General features: G+C 57.6%; 16 protein-coding genes. 9 read left to right on the forward strand and 7 right to left on the reverse strand.

Features of this window, described 5'->3' with window-relative positions:
* The coding region (locus AABO57_28200) for a hypothetical protein (protein MEK6289616.1) at positions 1-214 on the reverse strand (214 nt) is incomplete at its 3' end.
* 424 nt (positions 215-638) lie between these two features.
* Here AABO57_28200 and pssA point away from each other — a divergent pair.
* The gene (gene pssA, locus AABO57_28205; protein ID MEK6289617.1) at positions 639-1,628 is read left to right on the forward strand and encodes a CDP-diacylglycerol--serine O-phosphatidyltransferase; all 990 of its coding nucleotides are present in this window, start codon (positions 639-641) and stop codon (positions 1,626-1,628) included.
* A 10-nt stretch (positions 1,629-1,638) separates the two neighbouring features.
* On the opposite strand, the gene AABO57_28210 is transcribed toward pssA, so the two are convergent.
* Both AABO57_28210 and AABO57_28215 read right to left on the reverse strand, forming a co-directional pair.
* The gene (locus AABO57_28210; protein ID MEK6289618.1) at positions 1,639-2,079 is read right to left on the reverse strand and encodes a hypothetical protein; all 441 of its coding nucleotides are present in this window, start codon (positions 2,077-2,079) and stop codon (positions 1,639-1,641) included.
* A complete protein-coding gene (locus AABO57_28215) occupies positions 2,076-4,607 on the reverse strand; it encodes a hypothetical protein (protein ID MEK6289619.1) in 2,532 nt (843 codons plus the stop codon). The genes AABO57_28210 and AABO57_28215 overlap by 4 nt, the downstream gene beginning before the upstream one ends.
* A gap of 61 nt (positions 4,608-4,668) precedes the next feature.
* On the opposite strand from AABO57_28215, the gene AABO57_28220 reads away from it, so the two are divergent.
* A complete protein-coding gene (locus AABO57_28220; GenBank protein ID MEK6289620.1) occupies positions 4,669-4,854 on the forward strand; it encodes a hypothetical protein in 186 nt (61 codons plus the stop codon).
* Here AABO57_28220 and AABO57_28225 read toward each other — a convergent pair.
* The 4 genes from AABO57_28225 to AABO57_28240 all read right to left on the reverse strand — a co-directional run bounded on the left by AABO57_28225 (position 4,845) and on the right by AABO57_28240 (position 9,515).
* Entirely contained in the window at positions 4,845-5,459 is a 615-nt protein-coding gene (locus AABO57_28225) for a gluconate 2-dehydrogenase subunit 3 family protein (GenBank protein ID MEK6289621.1), read from the reverse strand. The genes AABO57_28220 and AABO57_28225 overlap by 10 nt on opposite strands.
* Positions 5,460-5,488: 29 nt before the next feature.
* Complete coding sequence (locus AABO57_28230) at positions 5,489-5,746, reverse strand: hypothetical protein (protein ID MEK6289622.1); 258 nt, start codon at positions 5,744-5,746, stop codon at positions 5,489-5,491.
* Positions 5,747-6,066: 320 nt separating this feature from the next.
* Positions 6,067-8,784 (reverse strand): protein kinase, encoded by a 2,718-nt coding sequence (locus AABO57_28235; GenBank protein MEK6289623.1) that lies wholly within the window; start codon positions 8,782-8,784, stop codon positions 6,067-6,069.
* A 131-nt stretch (positions 8,785-8,915) separates the two neighbouring features.
* Entirely contained in the window at positions 8,916-9,515 is a 600-nt protein-coding gene (locus tag AABO57_28240; protein MEK6289624.1) for a sigma-70 family RNA polymerase sigma factor, read from the reverse strand.
* Between the two features lie 265 nt (positions 9,516-9,780).
* Here AABO57_28240 and AABO57_28245 point away from each other — a divergent pair, with 265 nt between their 5' ends.
* The 7 genes from AABO57_28245 (at position 9,781) to AABO57_28275 (ending at position 18,691) form a co-directional block, all read left to right on the forward strand.
* Positions 9,781-10,251, forward strand: coding sequence for an H-X9-DG-CTERM domain-containing protein (locus AABO57_28245; GenBank protein ID MEK6289625.1), 471 nt, complete (start codon positions 9,781-9,783; stop codon positions 10,249-10,251).
* Positions 10,252-10,447: 196 nt separating this feature from the next.
* Complete coding sequence (locus tag AABO57_28250; GenBank protein ID MEK6289626.1) at positions 10,448-11,443, forward strand: hypothetical protein; 996 nt, start codon at positions 10,448-10,450, stop codon at positions 11,441-11,443.
* A 271-nt stretch (positions 11,444-11,714) separates the two neighbouring features.
* Positions 11,715-12,596 carry a hypothetical protein gene (locus AABO57_28255; GenBank protein MEK6289627.1) on the forward strand — a complete coding sequence of 294 codons (882 nt, stop codon included), beginning with the start codon at positions 11,715-11,717 and terminating at the stop codon, positions 12,594-12,596.
* Between the two features lie 52 nt (positions 12,597-12,648).
* Positions 12,649-13,008: a BACON domain-containing protein gene (locus tag AABO57_28260; protein ID MEK6289628.1), complete on the forward strand. Its 360-nt coding sequence runs from the start codon at positions 12,649-12,651 to the stop codon at positions 13,006-13,008.
* Positions 13,009-13,140: 132 nt separating this feature from the next.
* Positions 13,141-14,349 (forward strand): DNA replication and repair protein RecF, encoded by a 1,209-nt coding sequence (recF, locus tag AABO57_28265; protein ID MEK6289629.1) that lies wholly within the window; start codon positions 13,141-13,143, stop codon positions 14,347-14,349.
* Positions 14,350-14,447: 98 nt separating this feature from the next.
* Positions 14,448-16,877 carry a DNA topoisomerase (ATP-hydrolyzing) subunit B gene (gene gyrB, locus AABO57_28270; protein ID MEK6289630.1) on the forward strand — a complete coding sequence of 810 codons (2,430 nt, stop codon included), beginning with the start codon at positions 14,448-14,450 and terminating at the stop codon, positions 16,875-16,877.
* Between the two features lie 302 nt (positions 16,878-17,179).
* Positions 17,180-18,691, forward strand: a complete 1,512-nt coding sequence (locus AABO57_28275; protein MEK6289631.1) for a hypothetical protein — start codon at positions 17,180-17,182, stop codon at positions 18,689-18,691.
* Positions 18,692-18,835 lie beyond the last annotated feature (144 nt).

An 18,835-nucleotide genomic window follows, 5' to 3' on the forward strand; every position in this document is an offset into this window, starting at 1 on the left:
CGGCCGTGCCTCCCGATTGAAACGGATTCGTCCGGCTGATGACCCGGCTCATCGCATCATAGGCCGTGTTCACCTGCGCGCTGTTGGGCGCCACAGTAAAAATCACCCGGCCCCAGCCGTCGTATTGCGTGGTGTTGGTAAGGGACGATGCGTCCGAACCCAAGCGAGAAACCCGGCGTGGGCCAGCTTGCGACTGGATCGAAGGTGACTGCATTCCCGTGCCTGCCCCACACACGAGAGTTACTGTACAGCGTAAGGTTGGCAGCCAGACCTCTACCCTGCGCACCTACCAGCGGAATGGCGAGGTCGAAGTTACTACCTTCGGGTTGAACATTGCCAAGCGCGGTTGGCTCAATCGCTCGATTGTGAGGCGAGCCGGCCAGGTTGCGCGGTTCGCTCCAAAGCTGATCGTAAACGAAGTCGTTTCCGGTGTAGGGCGCGCCTTGGGCGTAAGCCGTTGGCGCTAGTTGTTTGAAGATTTTTTGAAGACTAGGTCCGGTTCGCGGCTTGAACAGTAGATTCAGAGGAGGCGTGGCTTTTCGCCGGTTCTATGCTTTACCCGGTCCAGTGGACTAGCGGTGCGCATCGTCGTACTATCGTGCATGAATTTCAGCTAAGCTCGGTCACAGGAGGAGGCGATGGTCACCAGGCCACCCGACACAATGCCGGACAGGCATCAGGATGCCGTTCAGAATCGCCGCTTGCGGCAGCGGTTTCGCAAAGGCGTGTTCGTAATCCCGAGCCTGCTCACGACCGCCAACATCTTCTGTGGCTTCTACTCCGTAATGGAATCCCTCGCCGGGGCCAGATTTCTTGCGCTGGTAGGGCTGAGCAACGGTTCCGAGCACCTGGGTCCCGCCGCAATCGCCGCAGCCACCGAGCACTTCGACCGCGCTGCTATCACGATCGGTTTCGCCGCTTTGTTCGATCTGCTTGACGGCCGGGTTGCGCGGATGACCAACGCTACATCCGAGTTCGGCCTCGAGCTTGATTCAATCGCCGACGTGGTTTCATTCGGCATCGCGCCGGCGGTGCTCGCATTCGCATGGGGATACGGCGAAGTGCCAGACCTGCACAACGTCGGTTGGGCGGCATCGTTCCTGTTCGTAATCTGCGGCGCGCTCAGGCTGGCGCGGTTCAACGTGCAGGCTCGTCGTCCACATACAAACCTCCCGCCTAAGAACCCCAAGGTGGACAAGAAGGCTTTCGTGGGAATGCCGATACCGGTTGGCGCGACGATGATCGCTTCGATTACCCACTTCTTACCGAGACCCCTCGGCTTTGTTGGAGAGACCCACTTGTGGTCGCTCACAATAGGCCCGCACACATACTCGACCGCGCTGCTGGTGTTGGTGGTGTGTCTGGCTTTTCTGATGATCTCAACGTTGCGTTATTCGAGCTTGAAGAATATCGGCGTCGGCAACCGCAATCCCAGGATCTTGATAATCGGGCTGGCGCTGGTGGTGATGTTGATCTGGTTTTATTCGCGGTACGTCTTGCTGATACTCGCGACTGTCTACGCTTCGCATGGCGTCATCGCGAAGCTGTGGTCGCTTGTGAAACCTCGGCGAGCCTCCGAACCTCGCGATCTCGAGATTGGCGGTCAAAAGCTGGAAGACTCGCGTTAAGGACGCGCCTTCAGCCGCCGGCCTTAAGTTTGCCAGATGCGTCTTCGATGGTTAGCGTGCCGGTTACCTGGATCGGTTTTGGCTCAGGATTCTCAGTGCTCGATTCGCCCGCGGGCTGTAAGAACCCTGAGAGCCGCTCGGCGCCACCCATCAACAGCAATCCGGTGAGGAACGCGTCCACCAGCGGGTTGGCGTCAGGCACGCCCATAACCCGGAGTATCCGGATGTTGCCTAACGCCAGCACCACGACGCTGAGCATGCCAGCCAGAACAAAATAAACCAGCTTATGCAACCTCTCGGCGCGCGCTCTCTCGGGACCGGGCCCGTGCTGAGCCGGATCGGGAACAACTCGCGCTAACGAAGCCAGGAACAAGATCGCAGTCACAATCCTGTCAATGGCGAACGACGCGAGGAACACCAGGGCGACCGCAGTTACTCCATCGATCTTCATGGTTTTTTGACTCCTTCTTGTTTCTCTTTCGCAAACACTTTTTTGAACACACCAACTCCAGCCTGCTTCTTTTCCTTCGGTTTAGGCCAGGCGTTCGGGCCCGAAGCATTCGGCGGACAGAATCCCTCGACCTTACCAGTCACTCCGCAGTTCTTTTTCAAACCGTACTCGGCTTCGCGACACTGCGCTTGCCGATCTTGAGGCGGGCGTTTAGATTGGCTGCCGGTGCCTGAAGCAGAGAACGGTGAAGGTTGGCTGTTACTGGAGACGGAACCTGCCGACGCGGTTCCGGTAATACTCAGCGTCGCCTTCAAGTTCTTGCAGTCGCAGCTAATCTTGCTACATGCGTCCGCGGGTTCATCCGGCGGTTTGTCCGGCGGATTCTTGACCTGCAGCGTGACCGTGACCTCATCGGATACATTGCCGAGCGAGGCCCGAATCGAGTTCTTACCAGGTAAGAGCGTGACTTTCGACTGAAACGTTCCCGGCGTCGTTTGAACCTGAAAGGCCTTTCCGTTGACGGTCAGCGTGATTGACTCTGGCCCAACGTTCTCTACCCTACCCTCTACGGCTAGAACGCGACGCCCTGTTATCTCCCCATCCTTCGGAGAGTCGATGATGATCCTGACCTTCGGAGGGTCGACCTTTGGTCGCACCAGCGTTATCTGATCCGACGCGCCCGCGACCGAGGCCTCGATCAGATTCTCGCCGGGAATCAGCTTAATCTGTGCTGTGAAGCTGCCGTCAATCACCTTCACGCTGTGCGGAGCGCCATTGACAGTAAGCGTTATCGTGTCGCCCGGCGCATTTTCAACTCTCCCAATCACCGTTACGGCGCTGTCCTTGGTTTGGCCGCTTCGCGGGGAGATGATCTGAATCGACGGACGCGGCGGAAGCCTGCGCAGTGTCACCTCGTTCGAGACGGCTTCACCCTGCAAAGCTCGAATGCGATTGGCGCCAACATCGAGTTTCACGTCCGAAGCAAAACCGCCGTCGTTTGATATTGGCAGAGTGTGCGCGGAACCGTTAACCGTGAGCGTAACCGTCTGGCCCTGTGAGTTCGTGATCGTGCCCGTCACTCTTACGGATGAGCTTCGAGTTCCGCCGCTTTGCGGCGAAGTGATTTCGATGAGAGTTGTGATCCGCTTAACCACTACTTCATTCGACACAGCGTTGCCCTGCGAAGCTCGAATGTGATTGTCCCCGAATGCGAGCCCGACGTTCGCAGTAAAACCGCCGTTCGATATTGGCAGAGTGCGCGCGGAACCGTTAACCGTGAGGGTAACCGTCTGGCCCTGTTGGTACGTGATCGTGCCCGTCACTCTTACGAATGAGCTTCGAGTTGCGCCGCTTTGTGGCGACGTGATTTGGATGGCCACCGCCGGCGGCGGCTCTCGATTAACCACCACTTCATACGACACGAAGTCGCCCTGCAAAGCTCGAATGACGTTTTTGCCGATCGCGAGGTCGACGTTCGCGGTAAAGCTGCTGCCCGTCACCGGCACAACGCGCTCCGAATCGTTAACCCTCACTGTGATTCTATTGCTGCGCGTGTTCTGAATCGTTCCGCGAACTGATGCGGCCGAGTCTTGTGTGGAGCCGCTCTGCGGTGAGGTGAGGGTGATGATCACCGGCGGCAACGTTCGATTGACTACTATCTCATTAGACGACTTGTCGCCGAGCAATGCCTGTATTCTGTTTGCACCAACGCGGAGAACTACGTTGGAAGCGAAGACACCGTTACGCACGGCTATCGTTTGACGCGATTCGTTGAGCTTGAGGGTGATTGCCGCCGCATTGGAATTGGCTACTGTCCCCGTCACACTAACGGTCTCCTGCTCAATGGTGGACCCGTCGGGTGGGGATGTAATTGCAATATCCGTCTCCAGCGATACCACAACTTCGGCAGGCAATGCGTCGGGTACCAGCGCCCGTATGATGTTCCGTCCAACCTCGAGCGGCAGCGTGGCGGAAAACCGCTCGCCCATCACCACCACAGGCTGAGTGGTTCCATTCACCTCGAGCGTGACCGCGCGGTCGCCCCTGTTTTCTACGACCCCGTTCACCTCGATTGGATTTTGGGTTGTAGCGGTATTCCTGGATGGCGAGCTTATGGTGACGACTGGCCTTAAGCTTCGGATTATCTTTATCGGGGGCGAGGTATAACCGTCGGCCGAGGCACTGATGATGTTTTCGCCCGGCACCAGGGAGACTTGAACGGCAAACAAGCCGCCGGGAGCCGGCAATGTTTGCGATGATCCGTTCACGTTGAGCGTAACAGTGTCGGCGTCAGTGTCGGCCACCCTTCCCGAAACCAGAATCTGAGCCTCCAGCGTCGTAGTTCCGCTGGGTGGCGAGATGATCTCAACGCGACCGGTGAACTTACCGACGCCAAGCACGTAGAGAGCCGCCAACCCAACCAACGCCCAGACTGCCCCCTTTGCCCGGGCTGGCCGTCGATCGCTTCTTCTCCTCTTTCGTGCGCCGTCTTCGCTGAGACCCGTTACTCGAAATCTAAGCTCCCGCATCGAAGCTCCACCTCTTCCCAATATGGCCCTATCTAGATAGACGGATTACGCAAGAGCTTTTTTGCAAGTTATTCACGAGCCGGAACTGATCCTCACCGGCGTGCAGCTACCTGATGAAGAACCCCATCTGCTGCGGGGTTGTCAGGGTCTGTTGCTGGCGATAAAGCTGCTGGTCCGCTTGAACGCTTTGGATCTTAAGGCCGCGAATCTCGCGCTCGCGGGTTTGTACTCAGGGAGTCATTGTTGATGTTCGGGGTGGGTGCAGCCGGTGAACTCCTTCAAGTACGCGTTGCCTTTGTAGTGCAGCTCCTTGTGTATGCCGATCTCTGAAGTGTAGTAGCCATCCACCGTCGCATACTTGATCGTCCGGAAAAACTTCTCCTCGACCGTTTGTGGCGACCTCTCGTTCTTACTGATCTCTTTGAGCAAGTCGATCTGTTGATCCGCGCCCGCCTCCGTGAAAGGCTTGCCGAATCTGTCGCGGCTCATCTTGTTGATCGCCGACAGTCCTTCGCGCCAGGTTTGTTTGGTGACATCGGTTGACTCGCTGACGATCAGATCGATGTAGCCGCTGACTCCCGCGGCTTTGGCTCCGGGGGAGTGGTCGTCGGCCGGTATTATGCGCTCAGACATTTCGATGACGGTCTTATTCTCTTCTTCTGTAAAGAACTTCAGGGGTTGAGCCTTCGCAGGCGCCGCAGCCTGAGCACTGTGATTCGAGTGATCGTGTGCCGCCGGATCCTGAGCACCCGCGCTGCCACCCAGCACAGGCAAGCTCGCAATCACCGAGACGCCAACGCCAATGGTCTTGAGGGCGTCGCGCCGAGTCACTTGTTCTTTTTCGTCTGCCATCGTGAAGTCTCCAAAATTCGTTGTTCGGTTTATGAGCCGCCGAGCCGGGCGATCAGAGAATTCATCCATTGTCTGCGCAGCGGGTTTTCAGGCGCTGGTACGACCTTGCAAAAAGTTTGGGTGGCGACTTGTTCCAGATCGTCCAGCCATTCACTCTGCGCGAGGAAGTTCCCCGCGCTATCGGAAGTCAGCTTTCGATCAGGGAACTGATACTCCCACTCGACGTGGAACGCGCGTCCCCAGAAATCGTCTTTGCCCTTGATTTCTATTCTGATTCGCTGTTCCACGCTCTTCTTCTCCCTTACGCGGAGCAAAACTATATCAGGCGGGATCTATTGTCAAACAAACCGTTCGCAGGGTGAGTGGTAGTGGGACAGGTTGAGGTTCAGAGTACAAGCTTCAGCTTGCCTCTGACATTCCCGCGACCAAATAGCAAGCTGAAGCTTGTACTCTGAACTCAGCTTGCCTCTGACATTCCCCCGCGGCCAAACAGCAAGCTGAAGCTTGTACTCTGAACTCTGCTTGCCTCTGACACTCCCCCGCGGCCGAACAGCAAGCTGAAGCTTGTACTCTGAACTCAACCTGACCCACTACCGTTCGCGGGCCGTCAATTCAGTGAGATCAGATTAATGTCCGCTTCACTGGAGCGGAGACTGTAATAAAGGCGGCGGTTATCCCGCGAAAGCGAGATAGCCCCAAAGCTACTCGTCCCTCCGGAGTGAAGGAGCCGTGATTGCCGGGTCTCTTTGTCGTGCAGATACAGGGCGTCACTGACGAAGATCAGTCGCCTGCTGTCATTGAGCCAAATCGGGTTTACTCCGCGCTCGGCCAACTCTACATAGCGTTGGTCGGCAAAGGAATAAATCACCACGTGGTTGTCGGGCGGTTCCGGGTCCAACCGCCAACCGGCCACAAACTTTCCGTCAGGGGACCAGGACCAGGGTAAGAAACCGGTGAGTTGCCGCCCCGGCAACGGCTCACTTGCGGAGGGCGGCTTGTCGAGATTGATGATGAATGAACCGACATTGCGCACCTTGTACAACAGCCTTTGCCCGTCAGGGGACCACACAGGGCAGAACACACCTTCGGTCGGCACGTCAGTCAGTTGAGCTAGGCCGGTGCCATCCTCGTTCACCGCCCAGATTTCGTACTTACCGCTGCGGTCAGACTGGACGGCGATCCGGCGGCCGTCCGGCGACCAGTGAAGGGTACGTTCCAGCGCTGAGTCGTTGGTCAGTTGTTTTAGCTCACCATCATTGCGATTGAAGATGAAAAGATCTTCCTGCGCTTCGCCTACGGAAGAAAAGACCACCGACTTTTCATCCGGCGAGACTTCGGCATTGGCATAACGTCTTGAGCCGTGGGTGATCTGTGTCGGCTGGCCGATGACTCTTCCCGCGACGGGATCGAAGCCGACCTCCCAGGCGTGTTCCCGCCGGTTCATCTCAACGTACACGAGACTGCGCCCGTCAGCGGAAAACCTCAGGTGCTGGCTGTGGGCCGACGGCAGTGTGGCCGGTTCGAGCGCGCCACTAACTTTGCCGGATAACTCATCGATCGGGGCGCGCCACAAGTTCATGCTGCCGCCGCGATTGCTAAGAAAGTAAAGATACTTGCTGTCACGCGACCATACGGGGTTCCAGTCGACCGCCTCATCGTCGGTTACTGGGACCGGTTCGCCACCTGAGGATGGAACCGTCCAGATGTCTTTCTGCCCTCCTTTGTGAACACCCCAGTACGCGATCCGGTGTCCGTTCGCCGACCAGTCCGGCTGCACAGCATCACTATCGGTGATCTGGCGCCGCTCACCCGTTTGCACATTAGCGGCAAACAAACGGCTCGGATTGCGGTTGCGCCCTTCGTAATCAAACACTCTATCTTCGGCAAAAACGATTTCCCGGCCGTCTGGCGACCAGGCCGGGTTATGCCCGTCGGGGGTCAACCTCTCCAGATTCTTGCCCTCTATGTCCATCAGGAAGATACCCATGCCTTCTCGCGACGAACGAAAAGCTATTCGCGTCCCGTCCGGCGAAAGAGCTGGCTCAAGGTCGACGTGCAGGTCGCCGCCGGTCAGGTTCACGGCCTTAGGCTCATCGATCCTTTTCAGGTAAATATCCCAGTTACCCGAGGTCCGGCTTGCGTAGACGATGGTCTGCCCGTCCGGTGAGAGGCTGGGAAATAACTCCTCACCAGGTATATCGGTGATCCTTTTGACCGGACCGGGTAGGAACGACGGGACCTCCGAGCTGCCGGTTTTATGAAGCATCGCGGTTGCGGCCAGCGCGGACAGAATCACAACAGCGCTCAGGCCCAGAGCTGCTCGCGTCCGGCGTCGTGAAGGCGAACTCTGCCGGGGTTCATTCGCGTCGCGGATGACTTGTTGGAGATCATCCCGGATCACGTCCGCACTTTGGTAGCGCGCCGCGCGATCCTTTTCCAACGCGCGGCCGATGACGCATTTCAGCGCCTGTGGAAGATCCGTGCGCGTGATCGCCGGATCGTCCCGAAGAATGGCGTCGAAGATCACGGCTGCGCTGTCGCCGGTAAAAGGCCGCACACCGATGATCATTTCATAAAGCACCACACCCAGACTGAAGATGTCCGTGCGCTGGTCGACGCTCTCCCGGCGTACCTGCTCCGGCGACAGGTAAGCTACCGTGCCCATGAGTACGTCAGGATCTGTCCGCATGCTGACGGCCGATGTTGATAGATAAGCGCCGGCGATCTCCCGCTCAACGGGCTTGGCCAGTCCGAAGTCCAGGACTTTCACAAGCCCGTCGGGCCGTATCATCACATTCTCCGGCTTAATGTCGCGATGCACTATGCCAGCCGCGTGTGCCGCGGTCAGAGCATCCGCGATTTGAAGGGCGATGCCCACCGCTTCCTTCAGGGACATATTCCGGTCTGCAATCTTCTTCCTCAGGGTGAGCCCGGCCACAAATTCAGTAGCAATAAAATGCACATCCTCAGCCCGCCCGACCTCGTGAATGGTAATGATATTGGGATGATTGAGCGCGGAGGCAGCGCGAGCCTCCCGCTCAAAGCGCTGCACCTGTACGTCATCCTCGGTAAACTGAGGGGGCAGGATCTTGACTGCAATCCGGCGGTCGAGCATCAGGTCATACGCGAGATAAACCTCACCCATGCCGCCAGCGCCGATCAAGGATTGAATTTCATAGTGGCCGATCCGGCGTCCGATTAGCGATCGACTGGCAGCGGCCCTCTGTTCAGCCTCATCACCGGACTCCTCAACGATTGACGAAATTGCACCGGCCAGCGGCGCTTGTTCGATAAAGTCGCCGGCTTCATCGAGCGATGCAAGCAATGCCCCGACATCGCGCTTCAACTCGGCATCGCCGGCACAGGCTTCATCAAGAAATGAAGCGTGCTCGTCTGGCTCGCGCTCAAGAGCGGAGTGAAACAGTTCTTCGATTTTTAGCCAACGCTCAGACGTCATCATGGGGCTTCGCTCTTGAGTTCCTGATAGAGCCACGCCTTCGCCAGCTTCCAATCGCGCATCACAGTCTGCGGCGACACGTCCAGCACCTCGGCCGTCTCCTCCACGCTCAATCCGCCAAAGAAACGCAACTCAACCACCCGGCTCTTTCGTGGATCAATACCGGTCAGGCTTTCGAGCGCCTCATCAAGCGCCACGAGATCAGCCGCTCGCCCTTTCGACACGTCCAACACCTCATCAAGCGAGAGCTTCCTGGCGGGTCCGCCGCGTTTGTCGCGCTGTTTGGTCCTGGCGTGATCGACCAGAATGCGGCGCATCATCTGCGCGGCTACGCCGAAGAAATGCGCGCGGTTTTGCCAGTTCACCTGCGTTTGATCGATCAACCGGAAATAGGCTTCATGCACAAGCGCGGTGGGTTGCAGAGTGTGACCGGGGTTCTCCAGACGCAGGTATCGGTCGGCCATGCGGCGCAGTTCCTGATAGACGGCGCTAATCACGTCATCGAGGGCCGCCGCGTCTCCGCTGTTCCAGGCAATCAGCCGCTCGGTGATCTGCGGGGGTGATCCATCGACCTTCTGAGGTGGCAATGGCTCTTCCATACACTTCTCGGTTCGTGAGGTAAGAACTGGCTAGCGTTGAGTCAACTTTTATTCCCGTCCCAAAACATTCTTGTTGACTGGTTGTATTTTCTACTCCGATTTGTCGCGTTAATCAATGTAAGAACATCTGGCGGCCAACGCAATGCGCTTGGCTCGCGCGATTCTGGCCGGCCGGCAATGACGCCGTTGTGCTGTTAAGGTGGCCGGCGACAGGGCACGCTCTTGAGCCAATCGATTTAGTTTGGCAACCAAAAGGAGACAGAACATGAAGCTCACCAATTTTCCAAAAACAATCTTTTGTCTGGCGCTGCTGTTGTGTTGGGGTAGTTTCGCGCCGCCGGCCACGGCGGAACATACTAATTGGATCTTGATCGAAAGCGTCTCACTCCCACAAACAGTCGATGTCCACACGCCCAGAGGCAGCTACAACGCCGGTTTTCAGAGCGAGGTACGGGTCTTTCCGGACGGCGAGGCCATCGGTTCTCTGACGCTTATCCCAACGGACAGTCACCCAGGCGGAGTGAATGCGGTTCTTAGCGACGGTAGCGTGAGATTCATTCGCGACAGCATAGTACCGGTAGTCCTGCTGCGGGGGCTCACGCAGCAGGGCAACCCAATCGTCGTCATGATCACCCCCGCCGCGTCGCAAGATTGCCTGATTTACACGACGATTGGCTGCTGCAATGTGCACGCGACCTGGGAAGCGCAGGGGCGCATCGTCGTGACCCCCCGCTGAAGCCGTGACGCGGCGCGGGAAAGTACTTGAAAAAAAGTCAGCCGGGCTGGGCGTTGTTGCGCGTGTTGGTCGCGTGCTGCAACGACAAACACCGCAGGCCGGGTGAACTGGCCGTTGACCGTCAAGCGCCAATGCGCCGGAGAGCGAGCAGAAACGCGTTGCTGTAAGGCAGCGCCCAAACCAAAAGGAGCAAGATATGATCAACGCAAGCAACCGCATTCGCACCCTCGTTTGTTTCCTCATTAGCGCGCTGTGTCTGCTGGCGGTCGCGCCACGGTTGGCGCAAGCTCAAACAAACTCCACGACCCGCAGCAACACGTTCGCTATCTTTCTCACGGTCGGTTTTCCTGAGGCCGCTTCCACTTGTAGCCAGAGTGAGATGCTGAACCTCCATCTGGCTTACAGCGCTGACTTGGCCCCGGGGGGCGCGACGCCCGCGACGGTGCGCGCTTTCGCGCGGATCTGGGACTTGACCGGACGCGTCCTGTTTATCGGCAGGAACGAAACCATCACGATTGGCGGCATGCGCACCGAAAGCGTCAGCCGCCGCCAACTGGCTGTCCCGCAAACCGGGCCGCTGACGCTGCTGGCCGAATGGGTGATTGCCGCCCCTGGCGGTTTCGGCAAAGATTTGCCGGCCTCGGCGGAAGTCGTGGATGGTTGCAACGGGCGCGTGCTCTATCACACGGGCCAGGGACTGACGCTGCAATACCGCCCGGCGGATGGAGCCGACGAACTCGCCATTGATCTGCACTTCACTCCGCTCAGCCTGGCCTATGGGCAGACCCTGCGGTTGAACGTCGCGAATCAATGGGTGTTCGGCGTGGAGCTGCCGACCGCCGCAGCCGGTACAGATTTTTTCCTCAAGATCGAGGGGTTGGAAGGTGAGTCCAGCGCGACGCAGCGCGTGAACTTTCTGCCCGGAGAAACCATCGCCGTTGATTTCAACCGCGATCTAATTTCAGCGCCTGGCGACCCCGGCACGGGGCGGCTGACAGTGCGGGTGGAATTGCGTTACCGCGTCCGGCTGAGACCCGCGCAGTTGGCGCAAATGTGGGCACAGGGCACACTACCGCAGTTCCCCGCCACGTTGGAACTAAGAGATAACAACAACCCCAGCGCCATCAGCTTGTTACTCCCCGCCGTGCAAAAAGTACGCGAATACTGCCGCATTAATTCGCCGTGCAACTGACGGACAACAACGAATCCCAGCGCCATCGGCGTGTTGCCCCCCGCCGTGCGAAAAGTGCGCGAAGCCTGTACCAGGAACGGGTGCCTCTAGCAATTAAAACGAAACGGCGGCGGGCGCGTGGCTTCACCGAGCGCTTGCCACCCCGAATCAAAATTGATCGCGGCAGAGAGTCTGTTAGTCCTTGATCTTCGGACCCGAATAACCGGAAGGAGAGAAAACCGTGAAAAGCATATTTACTCGTTTCAATCTGATTGCTAGCTCCGCAGCGCTCGTGCTGCTCACGCTGTGCCTGCTGCAAACGCAAGCAGTCGGACAAGGGCAAGCCCCAGGAGTCACCTTTGAATATCTGATTTTAAGACTGGCGCCCGGACAGACGGTGCGCGTGACTCAGGCCAATCTCATCGCGTCGCAGGGGCGGGAACAACACCCGGTTGAGATCTTTGCGCGGGTGCGCCTCTGCGACACGCAGGGCGCGGTGATCGCGGAAAGCGCGGAGGTGAGAATCCCTAAGGAGAAGTTCCACTCTTTTAACTTCAACCGCGGCGACCTGCACGTTGCGGGTGAACCCCGCACGGGCCGCCTGCAAATGTGCGTCCGTATCGAGGTGCGTTCGGCAGAACCTTACTTGTTTATTCGTGACGCAAAAGCGACCGGCTTGCTCCCGTCTTCGTTGGAGATCGTTGACAGCAGCACCGGAGTAACAAACGTTAGCTTCACCAACCAACCACAGAGTTGGTTTTCGGTGGGGCCTGCGCCGAACTCCGGCTTTGGGACCGACTACCTGATCGGAATTGTCCCTGGGCAGATGCTACGTTTCAGTGTCTTCAACCCGCCAACGTCCATCTCAGGGGCACAACGCGAACCACTCCGCGGGCACGTGAAGGTCTTCGATAGCGGCGGCCGTATGATTGCGCAAAGCGCCGAAGTGGTCATCCCGACAGGTGAATTTCGCTCCATTGATATCAACCGCGACGACCTGCACCTTGCGGGTGAACCTGGCACGGGCCGCCTGCAGACTCTGGGACGGTATCGGATTTCCGCCGATTGGCCTGCCAGTTTTCCCGCTTCGTTGGAACTCGTTGGCAGCAACGGCAGAACCGCGATGTGGGTCCTGCTGCCCGCCGTGCAGAAAGGGACCCGCGGCGGGCAATGACACCAGGCGCAGAACCGCCCATCTATCCACGACGCCGTGATAGATGGGCGCCATGCGCGCAACTAACGCAGATGGCCCAATCCTGTTTCAGGAAGGTTCGTCAAAGGCAAAAACAAATGGCAATGGCCAAAACGGATCACCAGGAAAGGAGCTGATCAACTACGCGATCACTCCGCAATCCAAATCGTTCTCGGCAACCGGAGGCACAGGTGCGATCAATGTGATGGCAGAGCAGCGATGCGCGTGGCAGGCAGTTGCAAGTGAACCCTGGATAACGATCACGTCAGTAGGTGTAGGCATAGGCAATGGGACCGTGGCCTTCAGCGTGGCAGCTAATGCGGGCAGGTCCGGACGCAAGGGGGCGATTATCATTGCCGGTAAGGTATTCGCGGTCAAACAAAAGGGCAACTAATCGACAGGGGATAACCCGAAGCGCTCAGGTATCCGGGATACGACTCATCTCTATCTCGTCGATCAAATGAAAAAACCAGCCGCAGGGTCGAGCCGCATGAAGCCAGCCGAAGCTTTGTGCTAACATTCGATTATGCTGCTCACCCGAATTGAAGCCTCAGGTTTTCGCAACCTCGAAGGCTTCGCGGAACTCGGATCGGGTCTCAACATCTTCTACGGCGACAACGCTCAGGGAAAGACCAACTGGCTTGAAGCGATCTATATCCTCGGCAACACCAAGTCGTTTCGAACCAGCCAGCTTCGCGAGTGCATTTCATTCAACCACCCGCAAGCTCTCCTGCGAGGAGAGACGCTGCGGGGCTCGGTAACCAAACAGATCCAACTTCTCATCGCCGAGGATTCCAAACAGTTATTCGTCAACGGCAAGCGCGAGTCACTCGCGCGTTATCTCGGCAATCTCGCTGTGTTCGTCTTCTCTCTCGAAGAGATGGACGTCATCCGCGGCGAGCCGGGTCAGCGCCGCCGGTTCATTGATCGAGGAGCGGTCACCAGCAGTCCGAGGTTTCTGAATACTCTGTCGCGCTACAACCAGGTAATGAAACAGAAGAACCGTTTGCTCGGCGAGGCGAGCCAGAGCGACAACCCCGGTCAATTCGTCAGCCAGGTCGAAGCGTGGAACGAGCAGTTGGTCGAACTCGGCGCCTCGATTCACGACCAGCGCACAAACTATGTCGAGCGGTTGAATCACGTGCTTGATCAAAACGATCACGGGCGGGCAATCTTCGGAGCCGAACGTATCAACGTGCGCTACCGATCGCAGCTCGAAGGTAAAGGTGATTTAGACCGCTACGCGGACCTCTTTCGGGAACGTCTCGCCCTGAGACTGACCGCAGAAATTGCAGCCGGCCACTCGCTGATAGGGCCTCATCGCGATGATCTCGAGATACTCTCGGACGGCCGAGAAGTGGCCCGGTACGGGAGCGCGGGACAGCAGCGAAGTGCCTTACTTTTGCTTGATTTAGCCCAGGTTTCCATCTACAATTCAGTTTACGAAGAAAGCCCCGTTTTGCTGATCGATGATATCGATGCAGAGCTCGACAGAGGACGAATTGAGGCGCTGCTTTCGGAGCTTGAAGGGCGCACTCAAACCGTCGTCAGCACGTCGCGAAGGGCCATAGCAAATCGCTATCGCGACCGCGCTTCGGTCTACTACGTGGAGCGAGGACTGGCGGTGAGCGAGAGCGCCTCGAGCGCCAGGATCCTGGGCGGACCGAGGTTTGAGCAGGGACAAGATGAGGTCGAATCGAGCGAGGATAGTCTCGAGCCGGCCGCGAACGGGTAGCGACAGTCCGACAAACTTCAGTTTGTCGCTGGCTTGATTCTCGGATTGAGGAACAACGACAAACTGAAGTTTGTCGGACATTTTCATAGGAGCGGAGAGTGACAACAAATCAACAAGAGTACGGCGCGGCTTCGATTACGGTTCTCGAAGGTCGCGAGGCCGTGCGAAAGCGGCCGGCGATGTACATCGGCTCGACCAGCGAGTTGGGCCTTCATCATCTGGTCTACGAGGTCGTTGATAATTCCATAGACGAAGCGCTGGCCGGATACTGCGATCGAGTAGAAGTCTTCATTCACATCGACAATTCAATCACCGTGATCGACAATGGCCGCGGCATACCGGTCGATATTCACAAGCAAGAGAAAATATCCGCCGCCGAGGTTGTTCTCACCAAGCTTCACGCCGGCGGCAAGTTCGACTCCAACGCTTACAAGGTATCGGGCGGTCTGCACGGGGTCGGCGTCTCGGTTGTGAACTTCCTTTCCGAATTGTTGCGGTTGGAAATATGGCGGGACGGCACGACCTACGAGCAGGAATACATTCGAGGCATACCACAGGGCCGGCTTCAGCCGACCGGCAAGACTCGAAGACGAGGCACGAAGGTCACCTTCAAGCCGGACACGGAAATCTTCGACGTCACCGAATTCAACTTCGACACTCTTTCCCAACGGCTGCGTGAGAAGGCGTTTCTGAACTCGGGAGTTCGGATCAGCATCAACGACGAGCGGAGCGAGAAGTCTCACGAGTTCTTCTACAAAGGTGGAATCGCCGAGTTCGTAAGGCACTTGAACAAGAACAAGTCCGTTCTCCATTCTCAACCGATTCATCTCGAGAGGGAAGCGACCGCCGCTGATCCACTGGCCGTTGAAGTTGCAATTCAATACAACGATGGCTACAACGAGATCGTCCACTCGTTCGCCAACAACATCAACACGGTCGACGGCGGCACGCACCTGACCGGGTTTCGCGCGGCGCTCACGCGGACCATAAACAACTACGCGAAATCATCCGGCCTGTTTAAGAAAGACGATGAGAAGCTCGCACCCGAGGACGTGCGTGAAGGGCTCGTCGCAGTGATCAGCGTAAAGCTGCCTCAACCGCAGTTCGAGGGTCAGACCAAGGGCAAGCTGAACTCGGATGTGAAGGGCCAGGTCGAAGCGTTCATCAACGAGGGCCTTGGACACCACTTCGAAGAGAACCCTACGGTTGCGCGTAAGATCATCGCCAAAGCCATCGACGCGGCTCGCGCTCGCGAGGCCGCGCGTAAGGCGCGAGATCTCACTCGACGCAAGGGTGCGCTTGATTCCGCTTCACTCCCCGGCAAACTGGCCGACTGCTCCGAGAAAGATCCCGCATTGTGCGAGATATTTCTGGTCGAGGGCGATTCCGCTGGCGGCTCGGCAAAGCAAGGACGCGACCGGCGAACGCAGGCGATCTTGCCGCTCAAAGGCAAAATACTAAACGTCGAGAAGGCCCGCTACGACAAGATGCTGGGGCACTCGGAAATTCGCACGATGATAACCGCGTTCGGCACCGGCATCGGCACTAACGACTTCGACGTCTCGAAGCTGCGCTATCACCGCATCATCCTGCTGTGCGACGCGGACGTCGACGGCTCGCACATCCGAACTCTTCTTCTGACGTTTTTCTATCGGCAGATGCCCGAGCTGATCGATCGCGGCCACATCTACATCGCGCAGCCGCCGCTGTTCAAAATCAAGAAGGGCAAGACCGAGCAATACATCCACGACGAGAGGGAGATGCAAAAGTACCTGATGCGCAAGGCCACGGAAAACGTCACCGTGACCGTGAAGGCTACCGGCGCGCAGTTCAAAGGCGCAGAGTTGCGAAAGATGCTCGAGAAACTGGCGGAGCTTGATAACTACCTGGACAAGCTCGAGCGCCGCCTGCACGATCGCAAGATCGTTGACACGGTGGTCGACGCTCTCGCCGGACCGAAGGGCCTTCTGACCACCAAGCAAGCGGTCAAGCTGCACGAGGTCTTCGAGAAAGAGAAGCTCCTCCAAAAAGTGACCGCGGCGCTCGAAGAAGCGAACTACGAAACGGAGATCGAAGCAGACGAGGAACACGGCACGTACTCGATCGCGATTGCGCGGTCGCGCGGCAACGGCCGAATCATCATCGACTGGGAGCTTGCGACGCATGTTGAATTCTCGAAAGCGGTTCAGCTTTACGGCGAGCTTCAAGACCTGAGCCGCCCGCCGTTTGTGATCACCGAAAACGACAACCACACGATCGTGGATTCACGGCCGGCGCTGCTGGAGCACATAATGACCTCGGCCAAAAACGGCTTGACGATTCAACGCTACAAAGGGCTGGGCGAGATGAACCCGGAGCAGCTCTGGCAGACGACGCTCAACCCGGAGACGAGAACGATCCTGAACGTTCAGGTGAACGACGCAGTCGAGACCGACCTGATGTTTACGGTGTTGATGGGAGACGCGGTCGAGCCTCGGAGAAAGTTCATAGAGGATAACGCGCTGGATGTGAAGAATCTGGATATTTGATTCTCCTTTGTTCGGTCTCAAGGCGCGGCATATTAGATCAACTGAACAGTCCCTGGGGCGGCGATTGTCCCACCTCCCGAATCGTGGGTTCAACATCGTCTCTGCCTCAGCTTCAGCGCAAGACATGCTTTGTCATCTTTCGGTAGACGCGTAGCGTGGCTGCTGTTACGGCACCGCCGACCCCTTGCAATCTGATCGAGAAGGGTTAGAATCGTCTCACTCCGTGTCGGACTCGGCGCTCGGGTCCCATCAAGCTCCGCTTCCAAGAACGCCGCCAGTCCTTGACTCGTGGGGAGAGAGGGATGAAATACGAAGACGAGATATTCATCAGCTACGCTCACATCGACAATGAACCTCTTGCCGAGGGCCAGCGAGGCTGGGTGCAGTTGCTTGATGAGAGATTGAGGAAACGCTTGGCCCAGCTTCTCGGCGAGCCGGCGAAAATATGGCGCGACCCAAAGCTGCAAGGCAACGATGAGTTTTCCGAGATATTGGTGGAAAGGGTTTCAAAGGTCGCCCTCCTGGTTTCCATCCTGTCCCCGCGCTACCTCAAGTCCGATTGGTGTCTGAGAGAGCTTGACGAGTTTTGCCGTCACGCTGCTTTGCGGGGAGGTCTGACCGTGGCCGGCAAATCGCGGGTGTTCAAGGTGGTCAAGACCTTTACTTCCCGCGACGGTCACCCGCCCCAGGTGCAAGGCTTGCTGGGTTACGAGTTTTATGAGTATGACGAGATGTCCGGACGCGCCCGTGAGTTCAGCCCCGAGATCGATCCCAACCGCGACGCCAGGTACTGGGAAAAACTGGAAGATCTGGCCTGGGACATCAAACAGCAAATTGAAAGGCTGCGCGGCTCCCAAGATGAGCCGTCGGCAGCGCCTGATTCAGGAGAAGCGCCAGTCGATGCAGGAGCAGCCGTCATCTACCTGGCCGAAACAACCTACGACCTGAGTGAGCAACGCGACAAAATCAAACGCGAGTTACAGCAGCGCGGTCATCAGGTACTGCCGGACAAAGAGCTTCCGTTGAGGGCTCCCGCGATGCAAGAAGCCGTTCGCGAATATCTGAAACGCAGCCGTCTCTCGGTCCACCTGGTTGGCGAATATTACGGCATCATTCCTGAGATGGAAGCGGAACGCTCGGTCATTCGCCTGCAACAAGAGCTCGCGATTGAGCGCGGCGATGATGCCGAGTTCTCAAGGTTGATCTGGCTGCCGCCGGGCCTGCAACCAAAAGACGCACGCCAGCAGAAGTTCGTCGCCGATTTGCAGAACAGCTTCACCACTCACAACGGTTCGGAACTGCTCCAAGTCAAACTCGAAGACCTGAAGACGATTATTCAGACGAAGCTCACTCAGAAACCGAAGCCTGCGACCATCGCGAGTGAAGAAGCTGGCGCAGCCCGCATCTATTTGATTTGCGACCAGCAGGATGTCGATACGGTTGAGCCGCTGCAGAATTATCTGTTCGAGCGCGGTTGTGAAGTAACCCTGCCGCTGCTGGATGGGAACGAGAGCGAAGTCTTACATGATCACAAAGAGAATCTGCTGCTCTGTGACGCTGTCCTGATTTTCCAGGGTCGAGCAAGTGAAGGCTGGCTGCGGATGAAGCTCCGCGAACTGCTGAAGCTCCCGGGCTATGGCCGGACAACGCCACTGCTCGGCAAAGCGGTTTACATCGGCGCGCCTAAGCTTCCAGCAAAGGAGCGCTTCAAGACTCTCGAAGCTCTGGTGATCAAGGACTACGGCGAATTCAAGCCCGCCTCTCTTGAGCCATTCCTCACGCGGATCAGCAAAGCGAAAGGAGGATCGCTATGAGTACCGAAACCACCGAGACGTTCGCCGAGATCGGAACGGGCACCAATCCCTTTCCCGGGTTGCGGCCATTCGAGTTCGACGAAAGCCACCTATTCTTCGGGCGCGACGGACAGAGCGAACAGTTGATTGGAAAGCTTGGTCGCA

The organism is Acidobacteriota bacterium (assembly GCA_038040445.1).
Classification (GTDB): domain Bacteria; phylum Acidobacteriota; class Blastocatellia; order UBA7656; family UBA7656; genus Onstottus_A; species Onstottus_A frigus.